General features: G+C 68.7%; 22 protein-coding genes. 2 read left to right on the forward strand and 20 right to left on the reverse strand.

The window, feature by feature from the left end; genetic code table 11:
• Window positions 1–3: 3 nt before the first annotated feature.
• The 4 genes from GAS53_RS07105 to GAS53_RS07120 form a co-directional block, all read right to left on the reverse strand.
• Complete coding sequence (locus GAS53_RS07105; RefSeq protein ID WP_151476584.1) at window positions 4–993, reverse strand: carbohydrate ABC transporter permease; 990 nt, start codon at window positions 991–993, stop codon at window positions 4–6.
• 422 nt (window positions 994–1,415) lie between these two features.
• The gene (locus tag GAS53_RS07110) at window positions 1,416–2,729 is read right to left on the reverse strand and encodes an extracellular solute-binding protein (protein ID WP_151476585.1); all 1,314 of its coding nucleotides are present in this window, start codon (window positions 2,727–2,729) and stop codon (window positions 1,416–1,418) included.
• 388 nt (window positions 2,730–3,117) lie between these two features.
• The gene (locus tag GAS53_RS07115; RefSeq protein WP_151476586.1) at window positions 3,118–3,414 is read right to left on the reverse strand and encodes a DUF3039 domain-containing protein; all 297 of its coding nucleotides are present in this window, start codon (window positions 3,412–3,414) and stop codon (window positions 3,118–3,120) included.
• A 29-nt stretch (window positions 3,415–3,443) separates the two neighbouring features.
• Entirely contained in the window at window positions 3,444–4,016 is a 573-nt protein-coding gene (locus GAS53_RS07120; protein WP_192583003.1) for a YqgE/AlgH family protein, read from the reverse strand.
• 251 nt (window positions 4,017–4,267) lie between these two features.
• On the opposite strand from GAS53_RS07120, the gene murA reads away from it, so the two are divergent.
• Complete coding sequence (gene murA, locus GAS53_RS07125) at window positions 4,268–5,614, forward strand: UDP-N-acetylglucosamine 1-carboxyvinyltransferase (protein ID WP_151476588.1); 1,347 nt, start codon at window positions 4,268–4,270, stop codon at window positions 5,612–5,614.
• A gap of 176 nt (window positions 5,615–5,790) precedes the next feature.
• Here murA and GAS53_RS07130 read toward each other — a convergent pair whose 3' ends face one another.
• From GAS53_RS07130 to GAS53_RS07155, 6 genes are all read right to left on the reverse strand, one after another.
• Window positions 5,791–6,072: an HU family DNA-binding protein gene (locus GAS53_RS07130; protein WP_007382399.1), complete on the reverse strand. Its 282-nt coding sequence runs from the start codon at window positions 6,070–6,072 to the stop codon at window positions 5,791–5,793.
• 420 nt (window positions 6,073–6,492) lie between these two features.
• Window positions 6,493–7,917 (reverse strand): NAD-dependent malic enzyme, encoded by a 1,425-nt coding sequence (locus GAS53_RS07135; protein WP_151476589.1) that lies wholly within the window; start codon window positions 7,915–7,917, stop codon window positions 6,493–6,495.
• Between the two features lie 356 nt (window positions 7,918–8,273).
• On the reverse strand, window positions 8,274–10,700 hold the full coding sequence (locus GAS53_RS07140; RefSeq protein WP_192582997.1) for a HelD family protein: 2,427 nt from the start codon (window positions 10,698–10,700) through the stop codon (window positions 8,274–8,276).
• Window positions 10,701–10,795: 95 nt separating this feature from the next.
• Window positions 10,796–11,569 carry an anti-sigma factor family protein gene (locus tag GAS53_RS07145; RefSeq protein WP_151476591.1) on the reverse strand — a complete coding sequence of 258 codons (774 nt, stop codon included), beginning with the start codon at window positions 11,567–11,569 and terminating at the stop codon, window positions 10,796–10,798.
• A 38-nt stretch (window positions 11,570–11,607) separates the two neighbouring features.
• The gene (locus GAS53_RS07150; protein ID WP_010039908.1) at window positions 11,608–12,129 is read right to left on the reverse strand and encodes a sigma-70 family RNA polymerase sigma factor; all 522 of its coding nucleotides are present in this window, start codon (window positions 12,127–12,129) and stop codon (window positions 11,608–11,610) included.
• 274 nt (window positions 12,130–12,403) lie between these two features.
• The gene (locus GAS53_RS07155) at window positions 12,404–12,997 is read right to left on the reverse strand and encodes a CGNR zinc finger domain-containing protein (RefSeq protein ID WP_151476592.1); all 594 of its coding nucleotides are present in this window, start codon (window positions 12,995–12,997) and stop codon (window positions 12,404–12,406) included.
• A gap of 202 nt (window positions 12,998–13,199) precedes the next feature.
• Here GAS53_RS07155 and GAS53_RS07160 point away from each other — a divergent pair, with 202 nt between their 5' ends.
• Window positions 13,200–13,790 (forward strand): anthrone oxygenase family protein, encoded by a 591-nt coding sequence (locus tag GAS53_RS07160; RefSeq protein ID WP_151476593.1) that lies wholly within the window; start codon window positions 13,200–13,202, stop codon window positions 13,788–13,790.
• Here GAS53_RS07160 and GAS53_RS07165 read toward each other — a convergent pair.
• The 10 genes from GAS53_RS07165 to GAS53_RS07215 form a co-directional block, all read right to left on the reverse strand.
• Entirely contained in the window at window positions 13,739–14,911 is a 1,173-nt protein-coding gene (locus GAS53_RS07165; protein WP_151476594.1) for a uroporphyrinogen-III synthase, read from the reverse strand. The genes GAS53_RS07160 and GAS53_RS07165 overlap by 52 nt on opposite strands.
• 211 nt (window positions 14,912–15,122) lie before the next feature.
• Window positions 15,123–16,505, reverse strand: a complete 1,383-nt coding sequence (locus GAS53_RS07170; RefSeq protein WP_151476595.1) for a nitrate/nitrite transporter — start codon at window positions 16,503–16,505, stop codon at window positions 15,123–15,125.
• A gap of 147 nt (window positions 16,506–16,652) precedes the next feature.
• Window positions 16,653–17,801: a hypothetical protein gene (locus GAS53_RS07175; protein WP_151476596.1), complete on the reverse strand. Its 1,149-nt coding sequence runs from the start codon at window positions 17,799–17,801 to the stop codon at window positions 16,653–16,655.
• 574 nt (window positions 17,802–18,375) lie between these two features.
• Complete coding sequence (locus tag GAS53_RS07185) at window positions 18,376–19,068, reverse strand: hypothetical protein (protein WP_151476597.1); 693 nt, start codon at window positions 19,066–19,068, stop codon at window positions 18,376–18,378.
• A gap of 35 nt (window positions 19,069–19,103) precedes the next feature.
• The gene (locus GAS53_RS07190) at window positions 19,104–19,712 is read right to left on the reverse strand and encodes a hypothetical protein (RefSeq protein ID WP_151476598.1); all 609 of its coding nucleotides are present in this window, start codon (window positions 19,710–19,712) and stop codon (window positions 19,104–19,106) included.
• A gap of 93 nt (window positions 19,713–19,805) precedes the next feature.
• Window positions 19,806–21,053, reverse strand: a complete 1,248-nt coding sequence (locus GAS53_RS07195; RefSeq protein ID WP_225858786.1) for a hypothetical protein — start codon at window positions 21,051–21,053, stop codon at window positions 19,806–19,808.
• Window positions 21,054–21,145: 92 nt separating this feature from the next.
• Window positions 21,146–21,463: a hypothetical protein gene (locus GAS53_RS07200; RefSeq protein ID WP_151476600.1), complete on the reverse strand. Its 318-nt coding sequence runs from the start codon at window positions 21,461–21,463 to the stop codon at window positions 21,146–21,148.
• A 197-nt stretch (window positions 21,464–21,660) separates the two neighbouring features.
• The gene (locus GAS53_RS07205) at window positions 21,661–21,903 is read right to left on the reverse strand and encodes a hypothetical protein (protein ID WP_151476601.1); all 243 of its coding nucleotides are present in this window, start codon (window positions 21,901–21,903) and stop codon (window positions 21,661–21,663) included.
• Between the two features lie 296 nt (window positions 21,904–22,199).
• Window positions 22,200–23,156, reverse strand: coding sequence for an SUKH-3 domain-containing protein (locus GAS53_RS07210; RefSeq protein WP_225858787.1), 957 nt, complete (start codon window positions 23,154–23,156; stop codon window positions 22,200–22,202).
• Between the two features lie 276 nt (window positions 23,157–23,432).
• A complete protein-coding gene (locus tag GAS53_RS07215; RefSeq protein WP_151476602.1) occupies window positions 23,433–24,116 on the reverse strand; it encodes a hypothetical protein in 684 nt (227 codons plus the stop codon).
• Window positions 24,117–24,390 lie beyond the last annotated feature (274 nt).

Raw genomic sequence — 24,390 nt, forward strand, 5'->3', positions numbered from 1 at the left:
AACTCACAGCTCCTCACCCTGCCTTCGCAGCAGCCTCAGATATACGAGCGTGACCGCCAGCAGAATCAGCAGCATCACCACTCCGATCGCCGAGCCGAGGCTGTACTGCGAGGACGCGAAGGCCTTCTGGTAGGCGTACACGTTCAGGACGAGGTTCTGGCCGGCGATGCCGCCGCCGTTGGTCATCACATAGATCTGTGTGAAGACCTTGAAGTCCCAGATGACCGACTGGATGGTGACGACCACCAGGATCGGGCGGAGCATCGGCGCGAGCACCGAGCGCCAGATCCGCCACTGGGAGGCACCGTCCAGGGACGCGGCCTCCAGGACCTCGGCCGGTACGGCCCGGATGCCGGCGTACACCGTCACCATCACGAACGGGAAGGAGCACCAGACCACTTCGAGCAGGACGAGGGCGAAGGCGCTGTAACGGCCGTACGTCCACGAGTGGTCGCCGAGCCCGAGGATCCGGTTGACCGGCCCGAAGTCGGCGTCGAACAGGAGCAGCCACACCGTCGACCCGGTGACCGCGGGCGTCGCCCACGCGCCGAGCCCGGCCAGCATCAGCGCGAGCCGTGGCACGGCACGGACACGTGTCAGGAGGACGGCGAGCGCGCAGCCGACCGCCAGGGTCGACACGACGCACGCCGCCGCGAACAGCACGGTGGCCAGCAGCACTTGCCAGAACTGCTGGTCGCCGAAGAGCGTCGCGTAGTTCCCGAACCCCTGGAAAGTCGTCGGCTCCCCGCCGCTGACCTGCGCCTGCGTGTACTCAAGGAACGAGATCAGCCCGAGCTGGTAGACGGGGTAGACGAGCAGCCCACCCAGCACGACGAGAGCGGGCGCGAGATAGAGCCAGGGCGTCCAACCGCCCCGCGCGAGCGGCGACTTGCGCCGCGCCGCCGCGCCGCGGCCCGGCCGGGGGGCGGCGGGCGGCCGCGACCCCTTCGCCGACTGCTCGGAGCTCGCCGCCTCCCGGACCGCGACCGACACCGCGGCCCCCGACCGGCCTGCGCCGAGATCACCCGCCGCCCCAGAGCCAACACCCGCCACCGGAGAACGAAGCCCTCCGGGTGGAGTGATGCCCGCGGAACCGGCACCGGCCGCCAAGCGGGACACCTCCTGCCCGCCAGACAGAGCCCCCTCGCCAGGCAGGGCCTGCACCGGGCCGCGCCCGGCGGCGTCCGGCGCCGCCGCCTCGCCCGGCCCGGGCACAGCCCCGGACTCGGCGGAAGCCGCCTTCTCTGGTTCGGCCGACCGGGCCTCCCGGGGCCCCGCCGCCGGGGCCTCACCGGGCTCGGCCGCTCCGGCCGCCCTGTCGCCCCCGGCCGGAGCCGGCTCACCGGCCCGCCGCGCAGGGACACCGCGGCCGGGCGGTGGGGCGGATCCGGGAAGCGGACGGTTCGTCATCCGGCTCACCCCGCGGAGCTGAACGCGGCGTTCATCTTCTTCGCCGCGTCCTTCGAGGCCGCCGCCACGTCCTTACGGCCGCTGACGATCTCCTGGAACATCGTCGGCAGGACGAGGGACGCGTCGATCTGGGACCAGGCGGGCGAGGCCGGCACGAACTTGGCGCCCGCGCCGAGGGTCTTCACGAAGGGCTCGACGTACGCCTCGCGCTGCGCGACGTCCTGGCGTACGTCCGTGAACGTCGGCAGGAAGCCCATCGCGTCGAAGAGTTCGCCCTGCGTCTTCTTCGAGGCCAGTTGCTCCATCAGGTCGACGGCGAGGGTGCGGTGCGTGGTGCTGTTCAGTACGCCGAGGTTGTTGCCGCCCGCGAACGCGGGAGCGATCTCGCCCGACTTCAGCCCCGGCAGCGGCACGACGGCGAACTTGCCCTTCACCTTCCCGGCCTCCACCGCCGTGTAGTTGAAGTCACCGCCGATCGCCATGCCCGCCTTGCCCGAGGCGAAGGCGGTGACGGTGTCGTTGCCGCCCATGCCCGCGCACTTGGCGGCCGGGCAGTTGTCGTCGCCGAAGAGCGAGGTGTACGCCTTGATGCCCTTCTGGGACGCCGCGCTGTCGATCGTCGAGGCGTACGAGCCGCCCTTGCCCTGGGCGATCTCGCCGTCGTTGGACCAGATGAACGGCATCGCGCCGAACGTGTAGGCGCCGCCGACCGCGAGCCCGTACAGGTCCGGCTTCGCCTGCCGGATCGCCTTGGCCGTGCTGATCAACTCGCCCTGTGTCTTGGGGACTTCGAGGTCCAGCTCCTTGAAGATGTCCGTGCGGTAGTAGAGGGCACGGACGCCTACGAAGTAGGGGGCGCCGTAGATCTTGCCGTCGACCGTGACGGACTGCTTGGCGGTCGGGTCGGTGTCCTTGGACTCGCTCCAGTCCGTGAACTCCTTGGTGACGTCGGCGAGTCCGCCGTCCTTGACGTAACCGGCCGTGTCGGTGTTCCCGTACTCGATGAGGTCGGGCGCGCTCTTGGGGTCGTTGAAGGCGGCCTTGATCTTCTCGGCGCGGGTCTCGACGGGGATGTACTGGACGTCGACCTCGGTGTCCTTGTGGGCCTTCTCGAAGGCCGCGACGACACTGTCGACGACCTTCTCCTTCGGCCCGTTGTTGACCTCCTGGAAGAGCCAGACGCGCAGGGTGCCGCTTTCCTCGTCCTTTCCACCGGAGTTGTCGGAGGACTCGGGGGCACAGGCGGTCGCCATGAGTCCGGCGACGACAAGTGCGGCGATCGGGGCGGCCGTTCGGGCAGAGAGCTTAGGGAGCTTCATCAGGCGTCCTCCGGGGGCGCGTTGCAGCACGTGCAATGGTGGTTTTGCGCTGCACAACACCCGGAGGCTATGGAGTACATGAACATGCCCACAAGAGGTCTCAACCACTCTGTGACCGGCTGAAGCACTCCGTGCAACGAGTGGTCGGTACACGGGTATCGCGCGGGCAGCACAAAGGCCCCGGATGCGCCGAGAATGCGCATTCGGGGCCTACGACTTCAGGGCCTACGACAGACAAGCCGCCAGGGAAGACGTCAGGGAAGACGACGAGAAGTCGAGCTCCGGGTACGACGAGACCGCGACAGCCCCCACCGGGGCGCCGCGGCCGTGCTCAGCCTCCGCCGCGTACCGAATCAGCCGCGCACTGAATCAGAAGGAGCCGGAGGCGTTACTTGTCGCCGCCGCCCTTGCCCTCGTCGCCGCCGGAGCCCATGGACTCGTAGATCTCCTTGCACATGGGGCACACGGGGTACTTCTTCGGATCGCGGCCCGGCACCCAGACCTTGCCGCAGAGCGCGACGACGGGCGTACCGTCCAACGCGCTCGCCATGATCTTGTCCTTCTGGACGTAGTGGGCGAAGCGCTCGTGGTCCCCGTCGCCGTGCGACGTCTGCGGCGTCGGCTCTACGAGGGTCCCCGTCCCAGTGCCTCGCTGGGGCTGGGTCTCAGGCTCAAGAGTGCTCATAAACGCAAGAGTACTGAAGCCGAGGGGCATCAGTTGAGCGAAGGGTCGTCCGGATACGTGGCCACCATCGCCAGCTCGTTGCGCTGGCGGCGCAGCACCTCGCGCCACAGCCGTTCCGGAGAGGGCGAGGAGACGTCTCCGGGCTCGGACTCGACGACGTACCAGGCGCCCTCGACGAGCTCGTCCTCCAGCTGTCCGGGGCCCCAGCCCGCGTACCCGGCGAAGATCCGCAGCGAACCGAGGGCCGAGGCCAGCAGCTCCGGCGGAGCCTCCAGATCCACCAGACCGATCGCGCCGTGCACCCGGCGCCAGCCGAGCGGAGCCCGCTCCCCGGAGGCGCCGCCGGGAATCACCGCCACGCCGAGCGCCGAGTCGAGCGAGACCGGACCGCCCTGGAAGACGACGCCGGGATCGCCCGCGAGGTCCGCCCAGCCCGAGAGAATGTCGCCCACGTCCACCGGTGTGGGGCGGTTGAGGACGACGCCCAGGGAGCCCTCCTCGTCGTGGTCGAGGAGCAGCACCACCGCACGGTCGAAGTTCGGGTCCGCCAGGGCGGGCGTGGCCACGAGCAGCCGCCCTGTGAGCGAGGACACCTCGGTCATGGCAGACATGATCCCGCATCTTCCCCGCGCGGGGGGAGCCAATGCCCGTACCCGAGTGAATGCAGCTCAGGGCGCAGAGATGCAGGTGGAGCGCACACCCCTGCCGGTGACCCCGAGTGTCCGATCAGGAGCGGCTCGTGTTGTGGCAAAGCTATGACGTCCTTGGTGCGCACTTGGGCTTACTGAACGGGGGTAGGCGGCCATTACGCTTGCTTCTTCGCCCCTGCCCCACCAACCGGAACGCGAGATACATGACCGTCAACGGTTCAGACGACGTACTCCTTGTCCACGGCGGAACCCCGCTGGAGGGCGAGATCCGTGTCCGCGGTGCGAAGAACCTCGTACCGAAGGCCATGGTCGCCGCGCTGCTCGGGAGTGCTCCGAGCCGACTGCGCAACGTCCCCGACATCCGTGACGTGCGCGTCGTACGCGGGCTGCTGCAGCTGCACGGCGTGACGGTCCGTCCCGGGGAGGAGCCGGGCGAGCTGGTCATGGACCCGTCGCACGTGGAGAGCGCGAACGTCGCGGACATCGACGCGCACGCGGGTTCGTCGCGCATCCCGATCCTGTTCTGCGGCCCGCTGCTGCACCGTCTCGGGCACGCGTTCATCCCGGGTCTGGGCGGCTGCGACATCGGCGGCCGGCCGATCGACTTCCACTTCGAGGTGCTGCGGCAGTTCGGCGCGACGATCGAGAAGCGGGTGGACGGCCAGTACCTGGAGGCCCCGCAGCGGCTGCGCGGCACGAAGATCACGCTGCCGTACCCGTCCGTGGGCGCGACCGAGCAGGTGCTGCTGACGGCGGTCCTCGCGGAGGGCGTGACGGAGCTCTCGAACGCGGCCGTGGAGCCGGAGATCGAGGACCTGATCTGCGTTCTGCAGAAAATGGGCGCGATCATCGCGATGGACACGGACCGCACGATCCGTATCACCGGTGTCGACTCGCTCGGCGGCTACACCCACGCGGCCCTCCCGGACCGCCTGGAGGCCGCCTCGTGGGCTTCCGCGGCGCTGGCGACCGAAGGCAACATCTACGTCCGCGGCGCCCAGCAGCGCTCGATGATGACGTTCCTGAACACCTACCGGAAGGTGGGCGGCGCCTTCGAGATCGACGACGAGGGCATCCGCTTCTGGCACCCGGGCGGCCAGCTCAAGTCGATCGCCCTCGAAACGGACGTGCACCCGGGCTTCCAGACCGACTGGCAGCAGCCGCTCGTCGTCGCCCTCACGCAGGCGACGGGCCTGTCGATCGTCCACGAGACGGTGTACGAGTCCCGCCTCGGCTTCACTTCGGCCCTGAACCAGATGGGCGCGCACATCCAGCTCTACCGCGAGTGCCTCGGCGGCTCGCACTGCCGCTTCGGGCAGCGCAACTTCCTGCACTCAGCGGTCGTGTCGGGCCCAACCAAGCTCCAGGGCGCCGACCTCGTGATCCCCGACCTCCGCGGCGGCTTCTCGTACCTCATCGCGGCCCTCGCGGCCCAGGGCACGTCCCGGGTCCACGGCATCGACCTGATCAACCGCGGCTACGAGAACTTCATGGAGAAGCTCGTGGAGCTGGGCGCGAAGGTGGAACTGCCGGGCAAGGCGCTGGGCTAGCGAGGATCAGCCCGGCCGGGTATCACTCAGGCCGGCCGGGCATCAGTCGGCCCGGCCGGCGTTCGAGGCTGTTTTTGAGCACAACAACGATGGGGCGGCACCCGGAGAAGTCCGGGTGCCGCCCCATCGCATTGCCTACGTGCCGTACACCGTCCCGTGAGGTGTAGACGGCAAGGTCACTTGCCCTTGGCGGCTTCCTTGAGCTTCGAGCCCGCGGAGACCTTCACGCTGTAGCCGGCCGGGATCTGGATCGGGTCGCCGGTCTGCGGGTTGCGCGCGGTACGAGCGGCACGGTGGGTGCGCTCGAAGGTCAGGAAGCCGGGGATGGTGACCTTCTCGTCGCCCTTGGCGACGATCTCGCCGACGGTCTCGGCGAACGCGGCCAGAACGGCGTCGGCGTCCTTGCGGGTCACCTCGGCGCGGTCGGCCAGCGCGGCCACCAGCTCACTGCGGTTCATGTTGTTACTCCCGTGTTCTTCTTGCCGTTGAGGCGTGCCACGCGGCGGAGCCGCATATTGGGCACAGCGAAGTCGATGCTGCCAGGGTCCTCGGTCGGTCCCCGGACCCGGGTCCGTAGCCAGACCCTCGCGCCCGAAGACGCATCCTGCCCCCACCTGCGGCGGGAAAGCCAATCCGGCACCCCTGGGAGTCACACGAACACCCTTGGGAGTCACACGAAAAGGCCTGCAAGGCCCGAACCTGGCCGCCACCCTAAAGGCGGCCACAGGCCCCACGTTCCGCGACGCGCCGGAGCCTGCACGGCCGTGGCGGCCGTCACAGCCGCCGGTTCGGCCGCCGTACGGGGCACCGAGACTCCTTATACCAGTGCGCCTGCCCACACCATCACAGGGCACACGGCGTACGGCGGCCGGGGTGGCTCAGACCGTCGTCTCCGTCGCGCCCGCGGCCTTCGCCGCGTTGCGGACCGCGCCGGCGACCGCGCCCGCGACCTTGTCGTTGAAGACGCTGGGGATGATGTAGTTCGGGTTGAGCTCGTCCTCGGTCACCACGTCCGCCAGGGCCGTTGCGGCCGCAAGCATCATCTCCGTGTTGACCGTGCGGGACTGGGCGTCCAGCAGGCCGCGGAAGACGCCCGGGAAGACCAGCACGTTGTTGATCTGGTTCGGGAAGTCGGAGCGGCCGGTGGCCACGACGGCCGCGGTCTGGCGGGCGATCGCCGGATCGACCTCGGGGTCGGGGTTCGCGAGCGCGAACACGATGGCGTCCTTCGCCATGGCCGCCACGTCGTCGCCGTCCAGGACGTTCGGGGCCGAGACGCCGATGAAGACGTCCGAGCCGCGCACGGCTTCCTTCAACGTGCCCGTGACGCCCTCGGGGTTGGTGTTGTCGGCGATCCACCGCAGCGGTGAGTCGGGGGCCGCCTGGACCAGGTCCTCGCGGCCCGCGTGCACCACACCGTGGATGTCGGCCACGACGGCGTGCTTGACGCCGGCGGCGATCAGCAGCTTCAGGATGGCCGTACCGGCCGCGCCCGCACCGGACATGACGACGCGGATGTCACCGATCGCCTTGCCGGCCACGCGCAGCGCGTTCGTGAGGGCCGCGAGCACGACGATCGCCGTGCCGTGCTGGTCGTCGTGGAAGACCGGGATGTCGAGGGCCTCGCGCAGGCGGGCCTCGATCTCGAAGCAGCGCGGGGCCGAGATGTCCTCGAGGTTGATGCCGGCGAAGCCCGGGGCGATCGCCTTGACGATCGCGACGATCTCGTCGGTGTCCTGGGTGTCCAGGCACAGCGGCCAGGCGTCGATGTCGGCGAAGCGCTTGAAGAGGGCCGCCTTGCCCTCCATGACCGGCATGGCGGCCATCGGGCCGATGTTGCCGAGGCCCAGGACCGCCGAGCCGTCCGTCACGACCGCGACGGTGTTGCGCTTGATGGTGAGGCGGCGGGCGTCCTCGGGGTTCTCGGCGATCGCCATGCACACCCGGGCCACGCCCGGCGTGTAGATCATCGAGAGGTCGTCACGGTTGCGGATCGGGTGCTTGGACTGCATCTCGATCTTGCCGCCGAGGTGCATCAGGAACGTACGGTCGGAGACCTTGCCGAGCGTGACGCCCTCGATGCCGCGCAGCTGCTCGACGATCTCGTCGGCGTGCGCCGTGGAGGTCGCGGCGATGGTGACGTCGATCCGAAGCTTCTCGTGGCCGGAGGCCGTGACGTCGAGGCCGGTCACCGAGCCTCCGTGGGACTCGACGGCTCCGGTGAGCTGAGACACCGCTGTGCCACTGGCGGGCACCTCGAGGCGGACCGTCATCGAGTAGGAGACGCTGGGCGCCGTTGCCATGGCCGACTTCCTCTGCTTTCACCGGGTACTGCGAGCGCTATTGGTTCGCGGGTTTGCCGTCCGATCGTCGCACCTACCGCGGAGTACGTGGTAGCCGCCCCGGATTGCGAACGTTTTGTTCTCAATGAAAAAGAGGTCCACGTCACCGGGTGACGTGGACCTCTCGTAGATCTAATGGCACCGACCCGCCATGCTCGCCTCGCGGCAAGTGGTCGCTCGTAGCGACGAAGGTTGGGCCCGGGGGCTTGGATCGGGCCGGTGCCACATCCAAGGTAACAAACGATCCCCGTAAGGCAATTCCCGCACCGGAGGTTCACAGGGACCGTTCACCGGCTCAGTCCCACGGGTTCACCGGTTCAGTCCCGCAGCAGGTCCGGCACCCCGTTCGCGTCCGGTTCGTCGCGGTCCGCCGAGACGACGGTGAGCTGCTGGGTGGCCCGGGTCAGCGCCACGTACAGCACGCGCAGCCCGGCCGGCGACTCGTCGGCGATCTCCGCCGGAGAGACCACCACCGTGGCGTCGTACTCCAGTCCCTTGGCCTCCAGGCTGCCGAGGGCCACCACGCGGTCCCCGAGCCCGGCGAGCCACCGGGCGGCCTCCGCGCGCCGGTTCATGGCGACGACCACGCCGACCGTGCCGTCGACCTGGTCGAGCAGCCGCGTGGCCTCCTCCCGCACGGTCTTCGCGAGTGAGTCCCGTACGACGGTGCCGTGTCCTTTGCTCGTGGTCACAAACCGCGGCCGCACGCCCGTGGAGCGGACCGCGGACGGGGAGTCGGAGCCGGGCATGGCGAGGGCCAGGACCTTGGCGGCGAGCTCGGCGATCTCGGCCGGGTTGCGGTAGTTCACCGTGAGCGTGAAGCGGCGGCGCGGGCGGGTGCCGAGGGCTTCGTCGCGGGCCTCGGCGGCCTCGTCCGGGTCGGACCACGAGGACTGGGCGGGGTCGCCGACGACCGTCCAGGTGGCGTGCCGGCCACGGCGGCCGATCATGCGCCACTGCATGGGCGTGACGTCCTGCGCCTCGTCGACGATGACGTGCGCGTACTCCGTGCGCTCCTGGGCCAGCCGCTCGGCGCGCTCGCGCTGCGTCTCCTCGCGTACAGGCATGAGCTCCTCCAGGCCCGTGAGCTGGTCGAGCGGGTCGAGGTCGCGCTTCCTGCGGGGACGGGCCGGGGTGCCGAGGATCGCCTGGAGTTCGTCGAGCATGGCCACGTCGTGCACGGAGAGCCCGTCCCGCTTGAGGGAGCGCGCCACGCGCCGGACCTCGCCGGGGTTGAGGATCCGCCGCGCCCAGCGCCCGAGCCGCTTCTCGTCGGCCATCGCCTCCAGGACGGCGCGCGGGGTCAGCTCGGGCCACCAGGCGTCCAGGAACGCGATGAAGCTGTCCTCGGAGCTGACGTCCTCGTCGAACGACGAGCGCAGTTCCGCCGCCAGCTCGGGGTCGGTGTGCCGGGTCCCGGCGCCGGACTGCGCCCAGAGGGCGTCGAGCAGCAGCTTGCGGGCGCGCGGGCGCAGCAGGTTCACGGGCGCGGTCCCGGAGAGCGCGTTGTGCCGGATGCGCTCCAGCTCGGGTGCCTCCAGCTCCAGCCGGCGTCCGAAGGCGACGACGCGGAGGCGGGCGGGCGGTCCTGCCGGGGGCTGCGGATCGCGTTCGTCACCGAAGTCGTCGCCGGGTTCGCCGAACGCGAGCTGCCCGGCCCGCTCGGCCGCACCCGGCTGTCCGCCGGGCCCGCCCGGCGTCTCCAGCGCTCCCCGAGCCGCCTTCCGCAGCACCTTCAGCATCCGGTACGAACCCTTGGCCCGGGCCACGGCCGGCGAGTCGTACAGCGTGGCCTCGGCGCCGTCGACCAGGGAGCCGACCGCGCGGATGGCGACCTGGCCCTCCTCGCCGAGGGACGGCAGGACGCCCTCGGTGTACGCCACCAGCAGGGGCGTGGGCGAGACGATCAGGATGCCGCCCGCGTACCGGCGGCGGTCCTGGTAGAGCAGATACGCGGCCCGGTGCAGGGCGACCGCCGTCTTGCCGGTGCCGGGCCCGCCCTCCACGTACGTCACCGACGCGGCGGGTGCCCGGATGACGAGGTCCTGCTCGGCCTGGATGGAGGCGACGATGTCCCGCATGGTGTGGCTGCGGGCCTGGCCCAGCGCGGCCATCAGCGCACCGTCGCCGATCACCGGCAGTTCACGCCCGGCGAGGGAGGCTTTCAGCTCCGGGCGCATCAGGTCGTCCTCGACCCCGAGGACCTTGCGGCCCTTGGAGCGGATGACCCGACGGCGTACGACCCGGCCGGGATCGACCGGCGTGGAGCGGTAGAACGGCGCGGCCGCCGGGGCCCGCCAGTCGATCACCAGCGGCGCGTAGTCCGCGTCGAGGACGCCGATACGGCCGATGTGGAGTGTCTCCGCGATCTCGGCGGTGTTGTCGGGCCGTACGGCGCCCTCGGCGGGTTCGACCGCCGTGTACGCGCCGTCCGGGCCCTTCTGGCCGTCCTTGCCGAGGAGCAGGTCGATCCGTCCGAAGAGGAAGTCCTCGAACTCGTTGTTCAGGCGGTTGAGGTGGACCCCCGCCCGGAACACCTGCGCGTCACGCTCCGCGAGTGCTCCCGGCGTACCGACCTGGCCGCGCTTGGCGGCGTCGTTCATGAGGAACTCCGCCTCGTGGATCTTCTCCTCGAGGCGCCGGTACACCCGGTCCAGGTGTTCCTGTTCGACGCCGACCTCGCGGTCGCGCACGGAGTCGCCCACCGGATCGAACGCCGTTTCCTGCTGAACCTGAGCGGCCACCGGGCCCCCTTCTGACGTGCATGGCAGCCGTCAACCGTACGCGAAGGGGGGCCCGTGAGGCTACGTATCCGCTCGTGATCCGCTTACACGTCGACTTATACGTCGACCTGGACCAGTTTCTTGCCGTCGAAGGTCACGACCTCGAAGTGGTCGATGTCGGCGGTGTTCATGGCGACGCCGCCGTGGACGTAGAGCGGGTTCTTGGCCTGCTCGGTGGTGGCGTTCTCGATGCCGTAGCCCCATTTCGGGACCGCCCAGGTGGTCGCCGTCTCCCGCTCGCCGTTCTTGCCGACGGCGATGAGGGAGCACTTCTCCGGGCCCTTCACGTTCTTCAGCTCCAGGACCGAGTGGGTGCCCCAGGCCTTGCTCTCCATGCCGACCACGGCACTGACCTTGGTGCTCGCGTCCGTGGCCTCGACCTTGTCGGTCATATGCGTGAACGCGTCCTTGGCGGGACTGCTGGACTGGGCCAGCGGCCGCGTGCCGGAGTCGTCGTCGCCGCCGGTGACCGCGATCGCGGCGACCGGGCCGCCGATGATCAGCGAGGCCGCGAGCCCGAAGAAGGCGCGGCGAGTCCTCTTCGCGCGGACACGGCGCTGGGCGACCTCGTCGACCAGCTTGTCCGCGAGCCGTGGGCTCGGGCGGGCGGCCAGCGACTCGCCGATGGCCGGCGTGCCATGGGAGGCTGGCAGATCCGCGAGGGCGGCGAGCATCGGCTCCATGCCCGCGAGCTCGTCGAGCTGCTGCGCGCACCACTCGCAGGTCGCGAGGTGCGCCTCGAAGGCGGTGGCTTCGACGTCGTCGAGGATGCCGAGCGCATAGGCACCTACGGTCTCGTGCACATCGCCCTGCCCTTGCGAACTTTGCATGGGTCCAGGACTACCCGTTCCGTATCCCCCGTATGTGCTCATGCCGTCACCCCCCGCTCCTCCAGTGCGAGCTTCATCGAACGCAGGGCATAGAACACCCGTGAGCGCACCGTTCCGCTGGGTATCCCCAGGGTCTCGGCGGCCTCGTTCACGGTACGCCCCTTGAAGTACGTCTCGACCAGTACCTCCCGGTGGGCGGGGGTCAGGTCGTCGAGCGCGTCAGAGAGTGTCATCAGCCACAACGCCTTGTCGATCTCGTCCTCCGCGGGAATGACCTCCAGCGGCGACGGGTCCACCTCCTGCGGCCGGGCCTGCCGGCTGCGGTGACCGTCGATGACGATGCGCCGGGCGACCGTCACCAGCCAGGGGCGTACCGAACCGGTCGCTCGGTTGAGCTGACCGGCGTTCTTCCAGGCACGGATGAGCGTCTCCTGCACGACGTCCTCCGCACGCTGCCGGTCCCCGGCGACCAGCCGCAGCACATAGGCGAGCAGGGGTCCTGCGTGTTCGCGGTACAGCGCACGCATCAGCTCCTCGTCCGGTTCCGAGGGCTGGGACATGCGATGTCGGGCCCTCGGCAATCGTTCATCGGCCACGGCGGAATCCTTGCGCACGCCTACCTCCGGTGTCCGGGGGATCCCCCAGTCGGTCGCTCATCACCGGATACGGGTGGAGGCGCTGCGCTGTTCAATGTGCACGGAATTCTTTGTGAGGAACGTGGGACTGAGAGCAGGTCAACTCTCTTCACATGCTCCACATTTGCTTCACGGGGGCTCCATCGAGGGATCCTAGCCCGCGCGAACGCCGCTCCATACTCGCAGGTATGCGATCACCCTATGCCCGCGCGAGCGCCGCCCTGCGCCGATGCCGCGCGACCCGTTCACGGTTCCCGCACACCTCACTGGAGCACCACCTGCGACGACGCCCCCGGGACGTGTCCAGGTAGACGATGGGACAGTTGTCTCCCTCGCACTGGCGGATGCTCGCGCGGGCGACGGGATCTGTGAGGAGTTCCACTGCGTCGCGGGCGATCGCCGCGAGAAGAGCGGCGCAGCTCGGCGGGCCGTCCAGGGCGCGTACGAGCGAGCCGCCGGCGTCCCACACCGCGCGCGGTACGGGCGGTGCGGCGCGGGCGAGTTCGTTGACGCGGGTCAGCGCGATGTCGAAGGGCCGGGAGTCCCGGGAGGGCTCGCCGCGCACCAACTGCCCGATATGGGCGCGCAGTTCGCGAAAGCCCACGAGCCAGGAGGAGTCTGCCGCCGCGAGTGGCGTACCCGGCGGGACGAGTCCGGATCCGTTGATCCAGGCCCGCAGCGGCTCGGCCGAGTCGAGCCGTTCCTCCGGGTGCGTGGTCGCCAGGAGATCCAGGCAGAGCCGCCCGGAGTCGAACCGCAGCTCGTACGAGGCCGTGGCCGTGCCAAGTGCCATGTGCCTGTCACCGCCTTGGGGTTACCGCCGTGAGGGGTCGGTGAGGGGTCCGTCTCCCTACAGTGCCTTCCCGCACGCGCCGCCGGAACCCCCAGTAACGCCTTGGCCTCCGTACGGACCTGGACCGGCCCTGGACGTCCGCGTATGCGCGTGCGAGCCACGGCCATGTCGTCCGCCCGGGCCCGCCGCTTGACTCGTAGGCATGACGAACACGACAGCAAGGACAGAGAACAGGGAGCGGCGGTGGACGACCGCCGGGGGTGTCCTGGTCGCGGCGACGGTCGCCACGGGTCTGATGGCCGGACTCTTCGCCGCGTACGCGAACAACGTGATGCCGGCGCTGGCCCGCAGCGACGACCGCGTCTACATCGAGGTCATGCAGAACATCGACGACGTCATCCAGAACCCGGCGTTCCTCCTGATCTTCAGCGGCGCGCTGGTGCTGACCGCCGTCTCGGCCTGGCAGCTGCGCGGTTCGCCACGTCTTCGGGTGTGGGTGTTCCCGGCACTCGTCATGTACGTGCTCGCGTTCCTGGTGACCGTCGTCTTCAACATCCCGTTGAACACCGACCTCGTGGACGCCGGGAATCCGGCCACGCTGGCCGATCCGGCCGCCGTGCGCGAGAAGTTCGAGGACCCGTGGGTGGCCTGGAACGCCGTACGGGCCGTACTGCACATCCTCGCGTTCGTCCTGCTGACGCCGGCGCTCGTGCTGTACGGGCGCCACGGCCGCAGCGGGCGTCAGACGTCGCCGTACTTGGAGTCGGCGGCCGGGTCGAGCGCCAGCCGGTAGCCACGCTTGACGACGGTCTGGATCAGCTTGGGCGTACCGAGCGCCGTACGCAGCCGGGCCATCGCGGTCTCCACGGCGTGCTCGTCCTTGCCCGCACCGGGCAGTGCCCGCAGCAGCTCGGCCCGGGCCACCACCCAGCCGGGCCGCCGGGACAGCGCGCGCAGCAGCGACATCCCGGCGGGCGGCACGGGCCGCAGCGCGTCGTCCACGAGCACCGCGTGCCCCCGGATCTCCACCCGGTGACCGGCGATAGGCAGCGTCCGCGCCCTGGACGGCAGTTCCTGACACAGCAGCTGTACGAGCGGGCCGAGCCGGAAGCGCTCCGGCTGCACCGTGTCGATTCCCCGGGCCTGCAGCGGCAGCGCGGTGACCGGGCCGACGCAGGCGGGCAGCACGTCGTGGCTGAGGGCGGCGAGCAGTTCGGGCAGCAGCCCGCGGTCCTCGGCGCGGCCCAGCAGCGAGGCGGCGGCCGGGGCGCTGGTGAAGGTCAGCGCGTCCACACCGCGGGTGACCGTGGCTTCGAGCAGCCGGTCGACGGGCCCGATGTCCTCCGGGGGCATCCACCGGTACACGGGGATGCCGACGACCTCCGCGCCCCCGGCCCGCAGCGCCTCGACGAAACCGGGCAGCGGTTCGCCGTGCAGCTGGATCGCGATACGGCGCCCGTCGACCCCCTCGTCCAGCAGCCGGTCGAGCACCTCGGCCATGGATTCGGAGGACGGGGACCATTCCTCGGTCAGCCCCTGGGCCCGTATCGAGCCCTTGACCTTGGGTCCGCGGGCCAGCAGCTCGACACCGCGCAGCATGGTGAGCAGATTCTCCCCGAGACCCCATCCGTCGGCGGCCTCGACCCAGCCCCGGAACCCGATCGCGGTCGTGGCGACCACGATGTCCGGGGCCTGGTCGAGCAGCTGCTTGGTCGCCGCGAGCAGTTCGCTGTCGTCGGAGAGTGGCACGATGCGCAGCGCGGGCGCGTGGATGACGGCCGCCCCACGCCGCTGGAGCAGGGCTCCGAGTTCGTCGGCACGGCGGGCGGCGGTCACACCGACGGTGAACCCCGCGAGGGGCCCGTGATCCTGTCGGTCCGGTCGCTGCTCTTGTCGCTGCGGTTCCTCGTACATGGCTCTCGTCCCGCTCGAGTGGTGTTCGTCCTGCGTCACCCGCTGGGTTGGGGCGTACGGCTTGGAGCGCCCGGGCCGGTGAGTCCGGCTCCGGGGTGTCCCGCTCCGGGGGCGTCCTCTGCACGCCCCATTTGCCCGCATCATGGCGGTCGACCGAGCCTGTCAATGGTGCATGACAGGCTCGGTTCCGCTTGATGTCGTCCGTGTTACGTCACACCTCGGCGTAGCTGAGCTGCGTCTTCGCCTCCGAAGCCGTCGTGGCGGGAGATCCGGTGGCCGCCGGGCGGCGAAGGTATACGGCCCAGGTGACCACGAAGCAGACCCCGTAGAAGGCGAGGAAGGCGACGAAGGCCCCGGTGCCGGAACCGACACTCAGGAACGACTGCCGGAAGGCGAGGTTGATCCCGAGCCCGCCGAGCGCGCCCACGGCCCCGATGAGCCCCATCGAGGCCCCGGACAGCCGGCGCCCGTACGACGCGGCCTCTTCACCGGTCAGCCCCATGGCCGCGGCCTTCGCCTGGAAGATGCCGGGGATCATCTTGTACGTGGACCCGTTGCCGAGCCCGGTCAGCACGAACAGCAGGATGAAGGCCGTGGTGAACAGGGCCAGCGACTTCTCCATGGAGGCGGCCACGATGACGGCGGTCGCGACGCCCATGCCGACGAAGTTCCACAGGGTGATGCGGGCCCCGCCGTACTTGTCGGCGAGCCAACCGCCCACCGGCCGGATCAGCGAGCCGAGGAGCGGCCCGATGAAGGTGACGTAGGCCGCCTCCAGCGGCGTACGCCCGAACTGCGTCTGGAGTACGAGCCCGAAGGCGAAGCTGTACCCGATGAACGACCCGAACGTCCCGATGTAGAGGAAGGACATGATCCAGGTGTGCGGGTCCTTCACGGCCTCCTTGGCGGCGCCGGTGTCGTTCTTCACGGACGTGATGTTGTCCATGTACATGGCGCCGAGGACGGCGGCGATGATGATGAGCGGGATGTAGATCCCCAGCAGGACACGCGGCCCGGCACTGGCGCCGATGACGGCGAGCCCGACGAGCTGCACAACCGGCACGCCGATGTTGCCGCCACCGGCATTGAGCCCGAGAGCCCACCCCTTCTTCCTCAAGGGGAAGAAGGAGTTGATGTTGGTCATGGAGGAGGCGAAGTTGCCTCCTCCGACGCCGGCGAGCATGGCGCACACCAGGAAGGTGCCGAAGGACGTCCCCGGCTCCATCACGATGAACGCGGCGATCGTCGGCAGGAGCAGCATGCTCGCCGAGACGATGGTCCAGTTCCGGCCACCGAAGCGGGCTACCGCGAAGGTGTACGGCACCCGCACGATCGCGCCGACCAGCGTGGCCATCGAGATGATGAAGAACTTGTCGGCCGGGGTGAGCCCGTACTCGGGCCCCATGAAGAGGACCATGACCGACCACAGGGTCCAGATCGAGAACCCGATGTGCTCGGAGAGAACGGAGAAGAACAGGTTCCGATGGGCGACCTTCTCCCCCGTCTCCTTCCAGAACGTCTCGTCCTCCGGGTCCCACTGCTCGATCCAGCGGCCCCCCTTGCGCGGTGCGATGCTGCTGCTCGGGGCTGTCATCTCACGCCTCCACATTTCTACGGGTGGTGTGCCCGAAGGTAGGGATGGCGCGTTTCCGGCCTGTGGCTGCGAGTGACCGCCGGGGAACTTTGCTCTCACCCCGGGGCGCGGGGCGCGGTGAGGGTTTTTTCGGGGGGTGGGGGTTTTCTACTGGTGAGGGGGGTGCCGGGGGTGCGATTGCGGGGGCTCCTGCGGGTGCGGGGGCTGCGGCTGCGGCGGTATGGGGGCGGCCGGGCCCGGGCCCGGGTGGGCGTAGGGGGCCGGGGGGCCGCCGTACGGGCCGGGGGCCTGAGGAGGAGGGTACGGGGCAGGGGGCTGGGGTGCGGCGTACGGAGCGGAGGCTTGCGGTGCGGCGTACGTACCCGGGGTTGGAGGGGCGGCGTACGGACCTGGGGCTGGAGGGGCGGCGGCGTATGGGCCCGGGGCGTGTGGACCTGGGGCGTGTGAACCCGGGGGGTGTGGACCCGGCGTCGGCGAACCGAAGGGATTGCCGTGGCCCGCGCCCGCCGCTCCGAGGGGATTGCCGTGGCCCGGATCTGCCGCTCCGTAGGGGTTGGCGTGGCCCGGATCCGCCGTTCCGTAGGGGTTGGCGTGGCCCGGATCCGCCGTTCCGTAAGGGTTGCCGTGGCCCGGATCCGCCGTTCCGAAGGGGTTGCCGTGCGCCGGGCCCGCAGCGCCGAAAGGGCCGAAAGGATTGGCATGCCCCGGCAGCTGCCCACCCGGGGGCAGATACCGCACCCGCCCCGTCTCATCCGTGACGGGCATGAACCCGGAGGCCTGCAACCGGGCCGCGAACTTCGCGTTCCGCTTCCGCGTGACGAGGAATCCAACACCCAGGATCACCATGAGCACCGCCCAGGACGCGATCACATAGGTCACCCCGTCCCCACTCGCCCGCATGACCCCGATGGCCATGCCGACGGTGAGGCCGACCGCTCCGAACCCCATCCGCTTCTCGGCACTCCTACCGGTCAGGTCGAAGTTGATCCGAGCCTTGAGCAGTTCCAGGGCGTCGGGCACGAGGGGCGGCAACGCCCCGCCGCCGGCCGCCTGCGGAAACTGGGCCCAGTTCTGCGCTGCCCGCGCCCGGGCCTGCGGACTCGGATCCGGCACGATGAGCATCTTCAGCGAACCGTTCTGCCCGCCCTGCCGCACATCCGCGTACTCGTACCCGAACTGCTGAGCAATGAAGGCAAGCCGAGCAAGCTTCTTCACGGACGCCATGGCGCTGGTGAGCTCCACGGGCTCCCCACCGGCCATGAGCTGGAACATCTTCTGGACTTGGCGGTTGCTCATGCCTGTCTTTCGGGTCGCCGGCCGGTGATCGTTGTTCGCGTGGGCAGCCTAGCCACTGCCGCGGAGGGCCAACGAACCCTCACGCGGACTACACGGAAGGCTCACACGCAACGACTCCGCCCAGCCGGACTCCCGCCAGCCTGAATTCATGACGGCGGCTGGCGGATCGACTGTCATCGCACGGATACCGACTGCGACACCTCCTCTTCCCTCCCTCCGACCTCGAACCACAGCAGCTTCCCGACACCACGCCCGAGCAAGCCGCCACCGAGGGACCAGCCGCCGCACGAACTCGCGCGCTGCTGCACGAGGAGCAGTCCGCGCCTTCCTTCCGCATCTGTCGGAGCGGGCGGGACACGGTCACTTGGGGGCTTATCGGAGGGCGGCGGAATGTGCGGGCTGCTGTCCCACACACCCACTCGCACTCGCTCGTCCCCCAGCGCGGACAGCCGCAGGGAGGCGTGGCCTCTCGTGTGCCGGTACGCATTGGTGATCAATTTGGCACCTATGGGTCACACAGTCGGCGGTGGTCACTTCGTACCACTTCCTTGCGGCCCGAGGCCCATTTTCACGGTCAACGGGCCTCGCTCGCGCCTTCTTCCAGCGGATTGTCGAAGCTGACCGTTTCGGCGATCTGCTTGAGGATCGCGCGGTACTGCTCGCGGTGGGCCGCAGCCGTCGTACTCAGCGTGAGGACGACCAGGCGCCTGCAGTCCGGGTGCGGCAGGTGGGCGTGGATCTGGAGAAGTGCCTGCCGAGGAAGACCACTGTCGGCTGATGGTGTGCGCACGGTCTCGCCGAACGTGGCGGGACCACAGGGCAGTTCGAGGTACTCAATGTGCGTATGACCCTCGGCAGAAGCCACGGCACGGGCTGCGGTGGCCGCACGCGACGACAGGGTCGTGTCACGCCAGGAGAGGGTGACGAAAGAGAGCAGGGGCTGACCATTGGCTCCGCTGTCCGCGTCATCGACGTCGTCGCGATGTAGGCCGATGGAGCAGTGGACGGTACCGATCTCACGCAGTGCGGCCAGCAATCGCTGCCCTTCCGCGACTTGAGCAACGAACCGCTGACGGGTCACCTCGTCGGGTGCCGCGTCGAGGAACGGGGCGAAGGCGGTACGCAGGTCGTGGGCGGCTGGGGAGTCAGGTGCAGCGAGCAAGAGGTCGAGAGGGAGCGGGGTGAAACCTGCGGGTTCGGCGAACCAAATGTCTGCCTGGGGGTCCTTGGCAGAGTCGTCAACGGTGAAGCGGGGGGTGGCGGTCATGGGTCCTGTCCGGTACGCGTAGCTCAGCGTCGGCGCTACTGCTTAGCCGACGGGTCGGGCACGTGAGCTCCGGCGCGGCGGGCGCGTTCGAGGGCGGCAGGGCTGGCGTTCCAGTCGGTCGGGGTGATTCCCCGGCGGCCCGTGGCCGTGCGCTGGTAGAGGAGGTGCAGCCGCTTGGGCGTGTTGCCTCCGCGGCCGGTGGCCGCGACAACGGCGATAAAACGGGGATCGCCGGCGAACCAAAGGGGATCGATCTGAGCCTTCAGTTCTGGTTTGGTACGGGAGGTTCCGAATCGCCTCATCCACCAGAAGGTGCGCATGTTTGCCAGGAAGAGCAGAGGAATCTGCTCCTCTGGCTTCTCAGGATTGGGGATCTCGAACCACATCTCGTCCTCCTGAGCCTGGAGGTGCTTGTTCCGGCCACGGGGGACGCCGGTGAGGAGCTGCCAGGGGTACTGCTGGAGGACACGCCGGATGTGGAGGGACGGACGAAAATAGGCGAGTTGGAGCACGGCGCGGAAGGTCGCGTAGACGAGGACGGGAAGAAAGACCCAACCGATCCAGGGTGGTGTCGCCACGATGAGAAAGAGGACCCCGAACCAGACGGAGATCCAACCGACCAGCCGCCCGACGATCATGATCATGTGCTGGTTCCAGGCCTGCTGGGTTGGTGAATGGCCCCAAGCTGTCGGGGAGGTGGTTGGGTTCATGTGGCGGGTTCTCTCTATGTTTGGGGCTCAGAAAACATGCCGGGCTAGGTCGACGAGCGCACCACCGTCAATACCGAGCCGCGCTCCGTCGATGCCTGCCACGGAGCCGTCCTTGATCCCGTCGTCGTCGGCGTCCACGGCCTTCATGACCAGGCCGAAGCCTGCGGTAGCCACGCCGATTGAGGCTGAGGTGACCTCGACCGATCTAATGGTCTGCTCGGCCCGGGCGCCCCGAATCGTGAAATTAAGGAGGGAGTTGTCCAGGGCAGAGATGGATTTCGCCTGTTCCATGGTGGCAGTACCGAAACGGGCAGCTCGCTGGCCCAGCGTGATGACTTCTCCCGCCTCGCCAGTGGCTCGCACGGCAGCCATAACGCCTTTGCCCGCTGCGCCGACTCCAGGAAGCATGCCAAGGGCGTCGCCGCTGACCGTGACGAGGTTGCTCCAGAAGTCCGTGTCGAACTCACCTTTGGTGAACCCATCCCACAACGAAGCACGCAGCGCTGGGTCGCCCAGCACCCGCATCCCCAAGGCCGTAGCACTAAACGCCCCCGCGACGAGCAGCAGCACCGCAGCCGCCGTCCCACCCGTCAGCACGAACAGCGCCGCCAGCCCGACCACTGCCGCCACACTGCTGAGGATGTCCGGCAGGTTCTCACCAAGCCAGTCAAGCGCCGAGTCGAACCACCCCGGCTCATGCGGCGCCAGCTTCTTCGTAGCGTCCCGGATCTTGCCGGCGCGGTACTGCGCCTGGGTCTCGTGCTCCTCGGCCAGCTTTCGGGCCCTGCTCAGGATCTTCTCAAGGTCGGCTTCCGCCTCGTCGACGGCCGTGTTCGCGCGGGTCAGCGCCTTCTGCGCGTCGTCCTGGGCGGTGCCCTTCTTCTCCAGGGCCGGGTCGTCGCCCGCCGTGGTCGCCTTGCCCTTGGCGGTGTCGACTGCGGCGCGGGCGTCCTTTGCCTCTTCGTCAAGGCGCTTGGCTCGGCGCTGGAAATCGTCGAGTTCACCCTCCCAGAGGCTCAGTTGCTTGGCCGCCTTGCGAATGGAACGCGCGGCGTTCTTCAGGTTCAGCGGCAGCGGACCGCCGTCGAGCTGCTCCCGGAAGGCGACGGCCGCGTCGCCCTTCCAGTAGCTGCCGTCCATCAGCTTGGTGACCAGGTCACGCGTGTCTTCGAGGACCTTCGCGCAGCTTGCAAGCTTCTTGTGCAGGCCGCTCACTGTGTCGGTGCTGCCCGGCACAGGGTTGAAGCCCAGGTGCGGATAGTCGGGGTTGGGCATCCTCGGCGAGGATTTCAGCCCTTGAGGCAGCGGACCGTCCTTGGCTGCCTGGGAGCTGGGGAGGGACGACGGTTCAAGGCCGGAGGTGACAGTCACTTCTTGCCGCCGCCTTCGCCGTTGCCGGCCTTCTTCAGCGCCTCTTCCAGCGCCTTGTCGACCTCGAGGTAGCTGTCCCGGCTCTTGCCGATGATCTCGGCAAGGTCTTCGGTCTGCTTGCCGATCTCCTCCGAGCCGTACTTCCAGTCCTCCTGGAAATCCTCGCACGCGGAGTCCAGGTCGTCGGTGCCCAGGCCCGTGATGGTCGCTTCGGACAACGCCTTGCGGACGCCCTTGAGCGAGTCCGTCGACTTGTTCAGCATCTTCATGAAGCGCCCGAGCTCATCCCCGTCAACAGCCAGCCGCTCCGCCACGCGCACCTGCTCCCCGCTCGACTGCCGTTCCTGCAGGGCAGCGACGCTAGTTGCTTCACCCCGCCTGGGGCAGTCGCGGTCGGCCCCGCGGTCTGTGGTTGACGGCCTGGAGGAGTTCTTGTGTTTGCGATGCCGGCGGGTGGAGCCTCGCCCCGGTTCATCCGAAAGCAGGAAGAGGAGCAGAACGGTCTAAGCGGCTACACCACCGTGACCTGTCTCCAGCCTCCCGCGTCCGCGCCCCGTACAGGAGCCGCATACCCCTCCGGGTCGGCGAACACCCGCACCTGGTCCCGACGGTCAAGTCGCCACAGTGCGCCGGCATCGGCGCCCACGATCTTGTCCTTGTCCTCGGAACCGTCGTCGCTGCCACAGGCTGACAGCGACAGGGCCGCGGGGGCGGTCGGCGCGATCGCTGCGAGCAGGGTGGGGCGGCGGTTCACGGACGGTTCCCGGTGGGGCGAGGGTTGGATGAGCGAAGTGACGCTATCGATGCGGTTGTGGTGACACCAGAGCGAACTGCGTCGAAGGCGGCGGCTCCGTGCCGACCCCAAAGCGCCCATCAGGCCGTCAAATGGCAGCCAGGAGACTTCTATTGAGTGATCTCCGTGAAGCGGAGCCGTTACAGCGTTTGCCGCACGGTCCACTCGCGCGCGGCACCGCTCGGGCGAGCGCGCCGACCGGGCCTCGCAAAGGGCCAGCCGTTGGACCTGCATTCGCAGCCCCAGCGCCGCTCTGGCTACTTGTTTCCCTCGATGAGCTTCTCGAGTGCTTTGTCGCCGGTGTCCGCCAACAAGCTCACGTAGTCCATACCGTGGTAGACCGCCCCATTCTCGGCCATGGTCAGGTAGAAGTTGCCGCGGGCGGCGTCGCCGATGGGATAGAGATAGGTCCCGACTTCCTCACTTTGGACATCGATGATCTCGAAGTCCCATTTCGCCACTAGCGGGTCAAGCCGGAATGGTGACCGGCCCATCGTCCGACCAGGCCCCTTCACCTGGAACTCCAAGCCGCCGAATTCAGTGAGGAACCGCCGTGCGGCATCATGCATCTCGAAGCCCTCGTCCTCCTCGTACAGGACGCGTTCCCACTCCTCGGTGGACACCGAGCGTCCTGGGTGCCACCCGGCCAGCCGCAGCACCCGATCTGTCTCGGCGGACCACCGGGTCCCGATCTCGGCGCTCACATCGTGTTCGGGACGGTGCGGCAGCGCGAGATGGTCACCTGCCAGCACGAACGGCAAGGGGGCATTGGTGGGCTGCTCCATGACCAGCTTTTCCACCGCGTCACAGCCGGTATTCGCCAGCAACTCAAAACGGTCCTTGCCAATGTAGACCGCCCCGTTCGCGGTCATACCCAGATAGCTTTCACCACTGTCAGCCTGGCCGATGGGGTAGATCGAGATCCCGGCTTCGTTGGTCACCCTGGCGAAGGCACGGCTGTCCGCTTCAGTGATGAGCGGGTCGAACCGGAATGGCGACTGGGGCATGATCGGGCCCGGTGTCCACTCGTCGGTCCTCAGCCCGCCGAACTCGGACAGGAACCTCCGCGCGGCATCGTGCATCTCTACGCCATCGTGCTCACGAACACGGCCTTCCCGAATCTCGGTGGGTACTGATCGACCGGGGTACCATCCGGCATCCCGCAACACGCGGTACGTCAACATGGACCAACCCGAAGGTACTTCGTCGCTCACTTCTAGATCACCGCCGTAACTCTGAGTTCGTCAAGCACGTGCTGACACAACGGGCAGGGAGGCTTCGGCGAACCATGTGCCGGATTGCCCGGGGCCCGCACATTCACGGCCGCCATCACTCCACCTCGCAGGCGGCCAGCGACAGGACCGCGGCGGCGGTCAGCGCGATCGCTGCGAGCAGGGTGGGGTGGCGGTTCACGGACGGCTCCCGGTGGGGCGAGAAGGACATGAGCGCAGCCACGCTACCGACGGGGCAAGGGGCGACACGAGAGTGAACTACAGCAGCGGCAACCACACAGCGCCTGGGACCGGCAGCGCACGCGGACTATGTGTTCCGTTCCTCCTGGCCGCTCGCATCGAGCAGTTTCTCCAGCGCGCGGGCATGGGCCCGGAAGCCCGCCTTGCCGCTCTCCGGGGCATCCGAACCTGGACGGAGGTTGCCCGGCAGGAAGTTGACCCGCCACGTCCTGAACGTGCCCTCAGCAGTGCTTCGCCCCGCATCGTCCGCGAGGGACACAGCAAGGGTGAGAGCTTCGGCGATCCTTTCCGCTCCGCAACCCGCTGAACGTCCTTCCCTCCAACGATGGCGGCGGTGACCAGCGCCTGCAGGAAATGTGCCAGTTGAAGATCGGCCCCCATGCGACACAGGCGTCGCACCGCCGACGGCTCCTCGAGTTCTTCGAGGCGGGGCGAGATCTCCTCGATGGCGCCGGACCAGAGCAGCAGGGACGGTGCCGTCACCTGGTGGTCCCGCAGCCAGCCCAGTTCGTCCGCGATCGCCATCGACGCGTCACTGAAACCGCCAATCTCACGGACGGTGGCGAGCAACCGGCCCACCTCGTCCTGTCGACGGGCCAGAAAAGCTCCCACCGAGACGTCCGGCAGCGCCCAGGCGCGGGTGGCTTGAACAGCCCCGATCTCTACGATTCCGCCGAGCGGCCCGAAGATCTCGCGTGCCAAGAGTTCATCCGTAATGGGAATGGCGTTTCCTGACACTCTCGCATGCTCCAAATTCTCTAGAATTCTCCCATCCCGTTCTGAACGAAAGCATCGTCCTCCCTGAAGAGCAACGCCATATCGGCCTCAATCCCCATAGATTCATGAAATGACGGTCTGGAACCTTCAAAAGAGTGACCTTCTGAGAGCTTCGTCATCGCCGCGTTGGCCGTCGCAAAGCCTCCGTACCGAGCTGACGCCGAGGCGTCGGCACCGTCGGCACCTTGGGGGTTGTCTA

The organism is Streptomyces albicerus (assembly GCF_008905045.1).
Lineage (GTDB): Bacteria > Actinomycetota > Actinomycetes > Streptomycetales > Streptomycetaceae > Streptomyces > Streptomyces albicerus.

What these genes read in the sequence shown, in the direction of transcription:
- GAS53_RS07195 (WP_225858786.1), bottom strand. Translation starts at nt 21,053, where the DNA reads ATGCCCAACCCCGACTATCCGCACCTGGGCTTCAACCCTGTGCCGGGC.
- GAS53_RS07155 (WP_151476592.1), bottom strand. Translation starts at nt 12,997, where the DNA reads ATGGCACTTGGCACGGCCACGGCCTCGTACGAGCTGCGGTTCGACTCC.
- GAS53_RS07145 (WP_151476591.1), bottom strand. Translation starts at nt 11,569, where the DNA reads ATGCAAAGTTCGCAAGGGCAGGGCGATGTGCACGAGACCGTAGGTGCC.
- GAS53_RS07185 (WP_151476597.1), bottom strand. Translation starts at nt 19,068, where the DNA reads ATGACCGCCACCCCCCGCTTCACCGTTGACGACTCTGCCAAGGACCCC.
- GAS53_RS07165 (WP_151476594.1), bottom strand. Translation starts at nt 14,911, where the DNA reads ATGTACGAGGAACCGCAGCGACAAGAGCAGCGACCGGACCGACAGGAT.
- GAS53_RS07110 (WP_151476585.1), bottom strand. Translation starts at nt 2,729, where the DNA reads ATGAAGCTCCCTAAGCTCTCTGCCCGAACGGCCGCCCCGATCGCCGCA.
- GAS53_RS07150 (WP_010039908.1), bottom strand. Translation starts at nt 12,129, where the DNA reads ATGTCCCAGCCCTCGGAACCGGACGAGGAGCTGATGCGTGCGCTGTAC.
- GAS53_RS07135 (WP_151476589.1), bottom strand. Translation starts at nt 7,917, where the DNA reads ATGGCAACGGCGCCCAGCGTCTCCTACTCGATGACGGTCCGCCTCGAG.
- GAS53_RS07160 (WP_151476593.1), top strand. Translation starts at nt 13,200, where the DNA reads ATGACGAACACGACAGCAAGGACAGAGAACAGGGAGCGGCGGTGGACG.
- GAS53_RS07175 (WP_151476596.1), bottom strand. Translation starts at nt 17,801, where the DNA reads ATGAGCAACCGCCAAGTCCAGAAGATGTTCCAGCTCATGGCCGGTGGG.
- GAS53_RS07115 (WP_151476586.1), bottom strand. Translation starts at nt 3,414, where the DNA reads ATGAGCACTCTTGAGCCTGAGACCCAGCCCCAGCGAGGCACTGGGACG.
- murA (WP_151476588.1), top strand. Translation starts at nt 4,268, where the DNA reads ATGACCGTCAACGGTTCAGACGACGTACTCCTTGTCCACGGCGGAACC.
- GAS53_RS07190 (WP_151476598.1), bottom strand. Translation starts at nt 19,712, where the DNA reads ATGATCATGATCGTCGGGCGGCTGGTCGGTTGGATCTCCGTCTGGTTC.
- GAS53_RS07170 (WP_151476595.1), bottom strand. Translation starts at nt 16,505, where the DNA reads ATGACAGCCCCGAGCAGCAGCATCGCACCGCGCAAGGGGGGCCGCTGG.
- GAS53_RS07120 (WP_192583003.1), bottom strand. Translation starts at nt 4,016, where the DNA reads ATGACCGAGGTGTCCTCGCTCACAGGGCGGCTGCTCGTGGCCACGCCC.
- GAS53_RS07130 (WP_007382399.1), bottom strand. Translation starts at nt 6,072, where the DNA reads ATGAACCGCAGTGAGCTGGTGGCCGCGCTGGCCGACCGCGCCGAGGTG.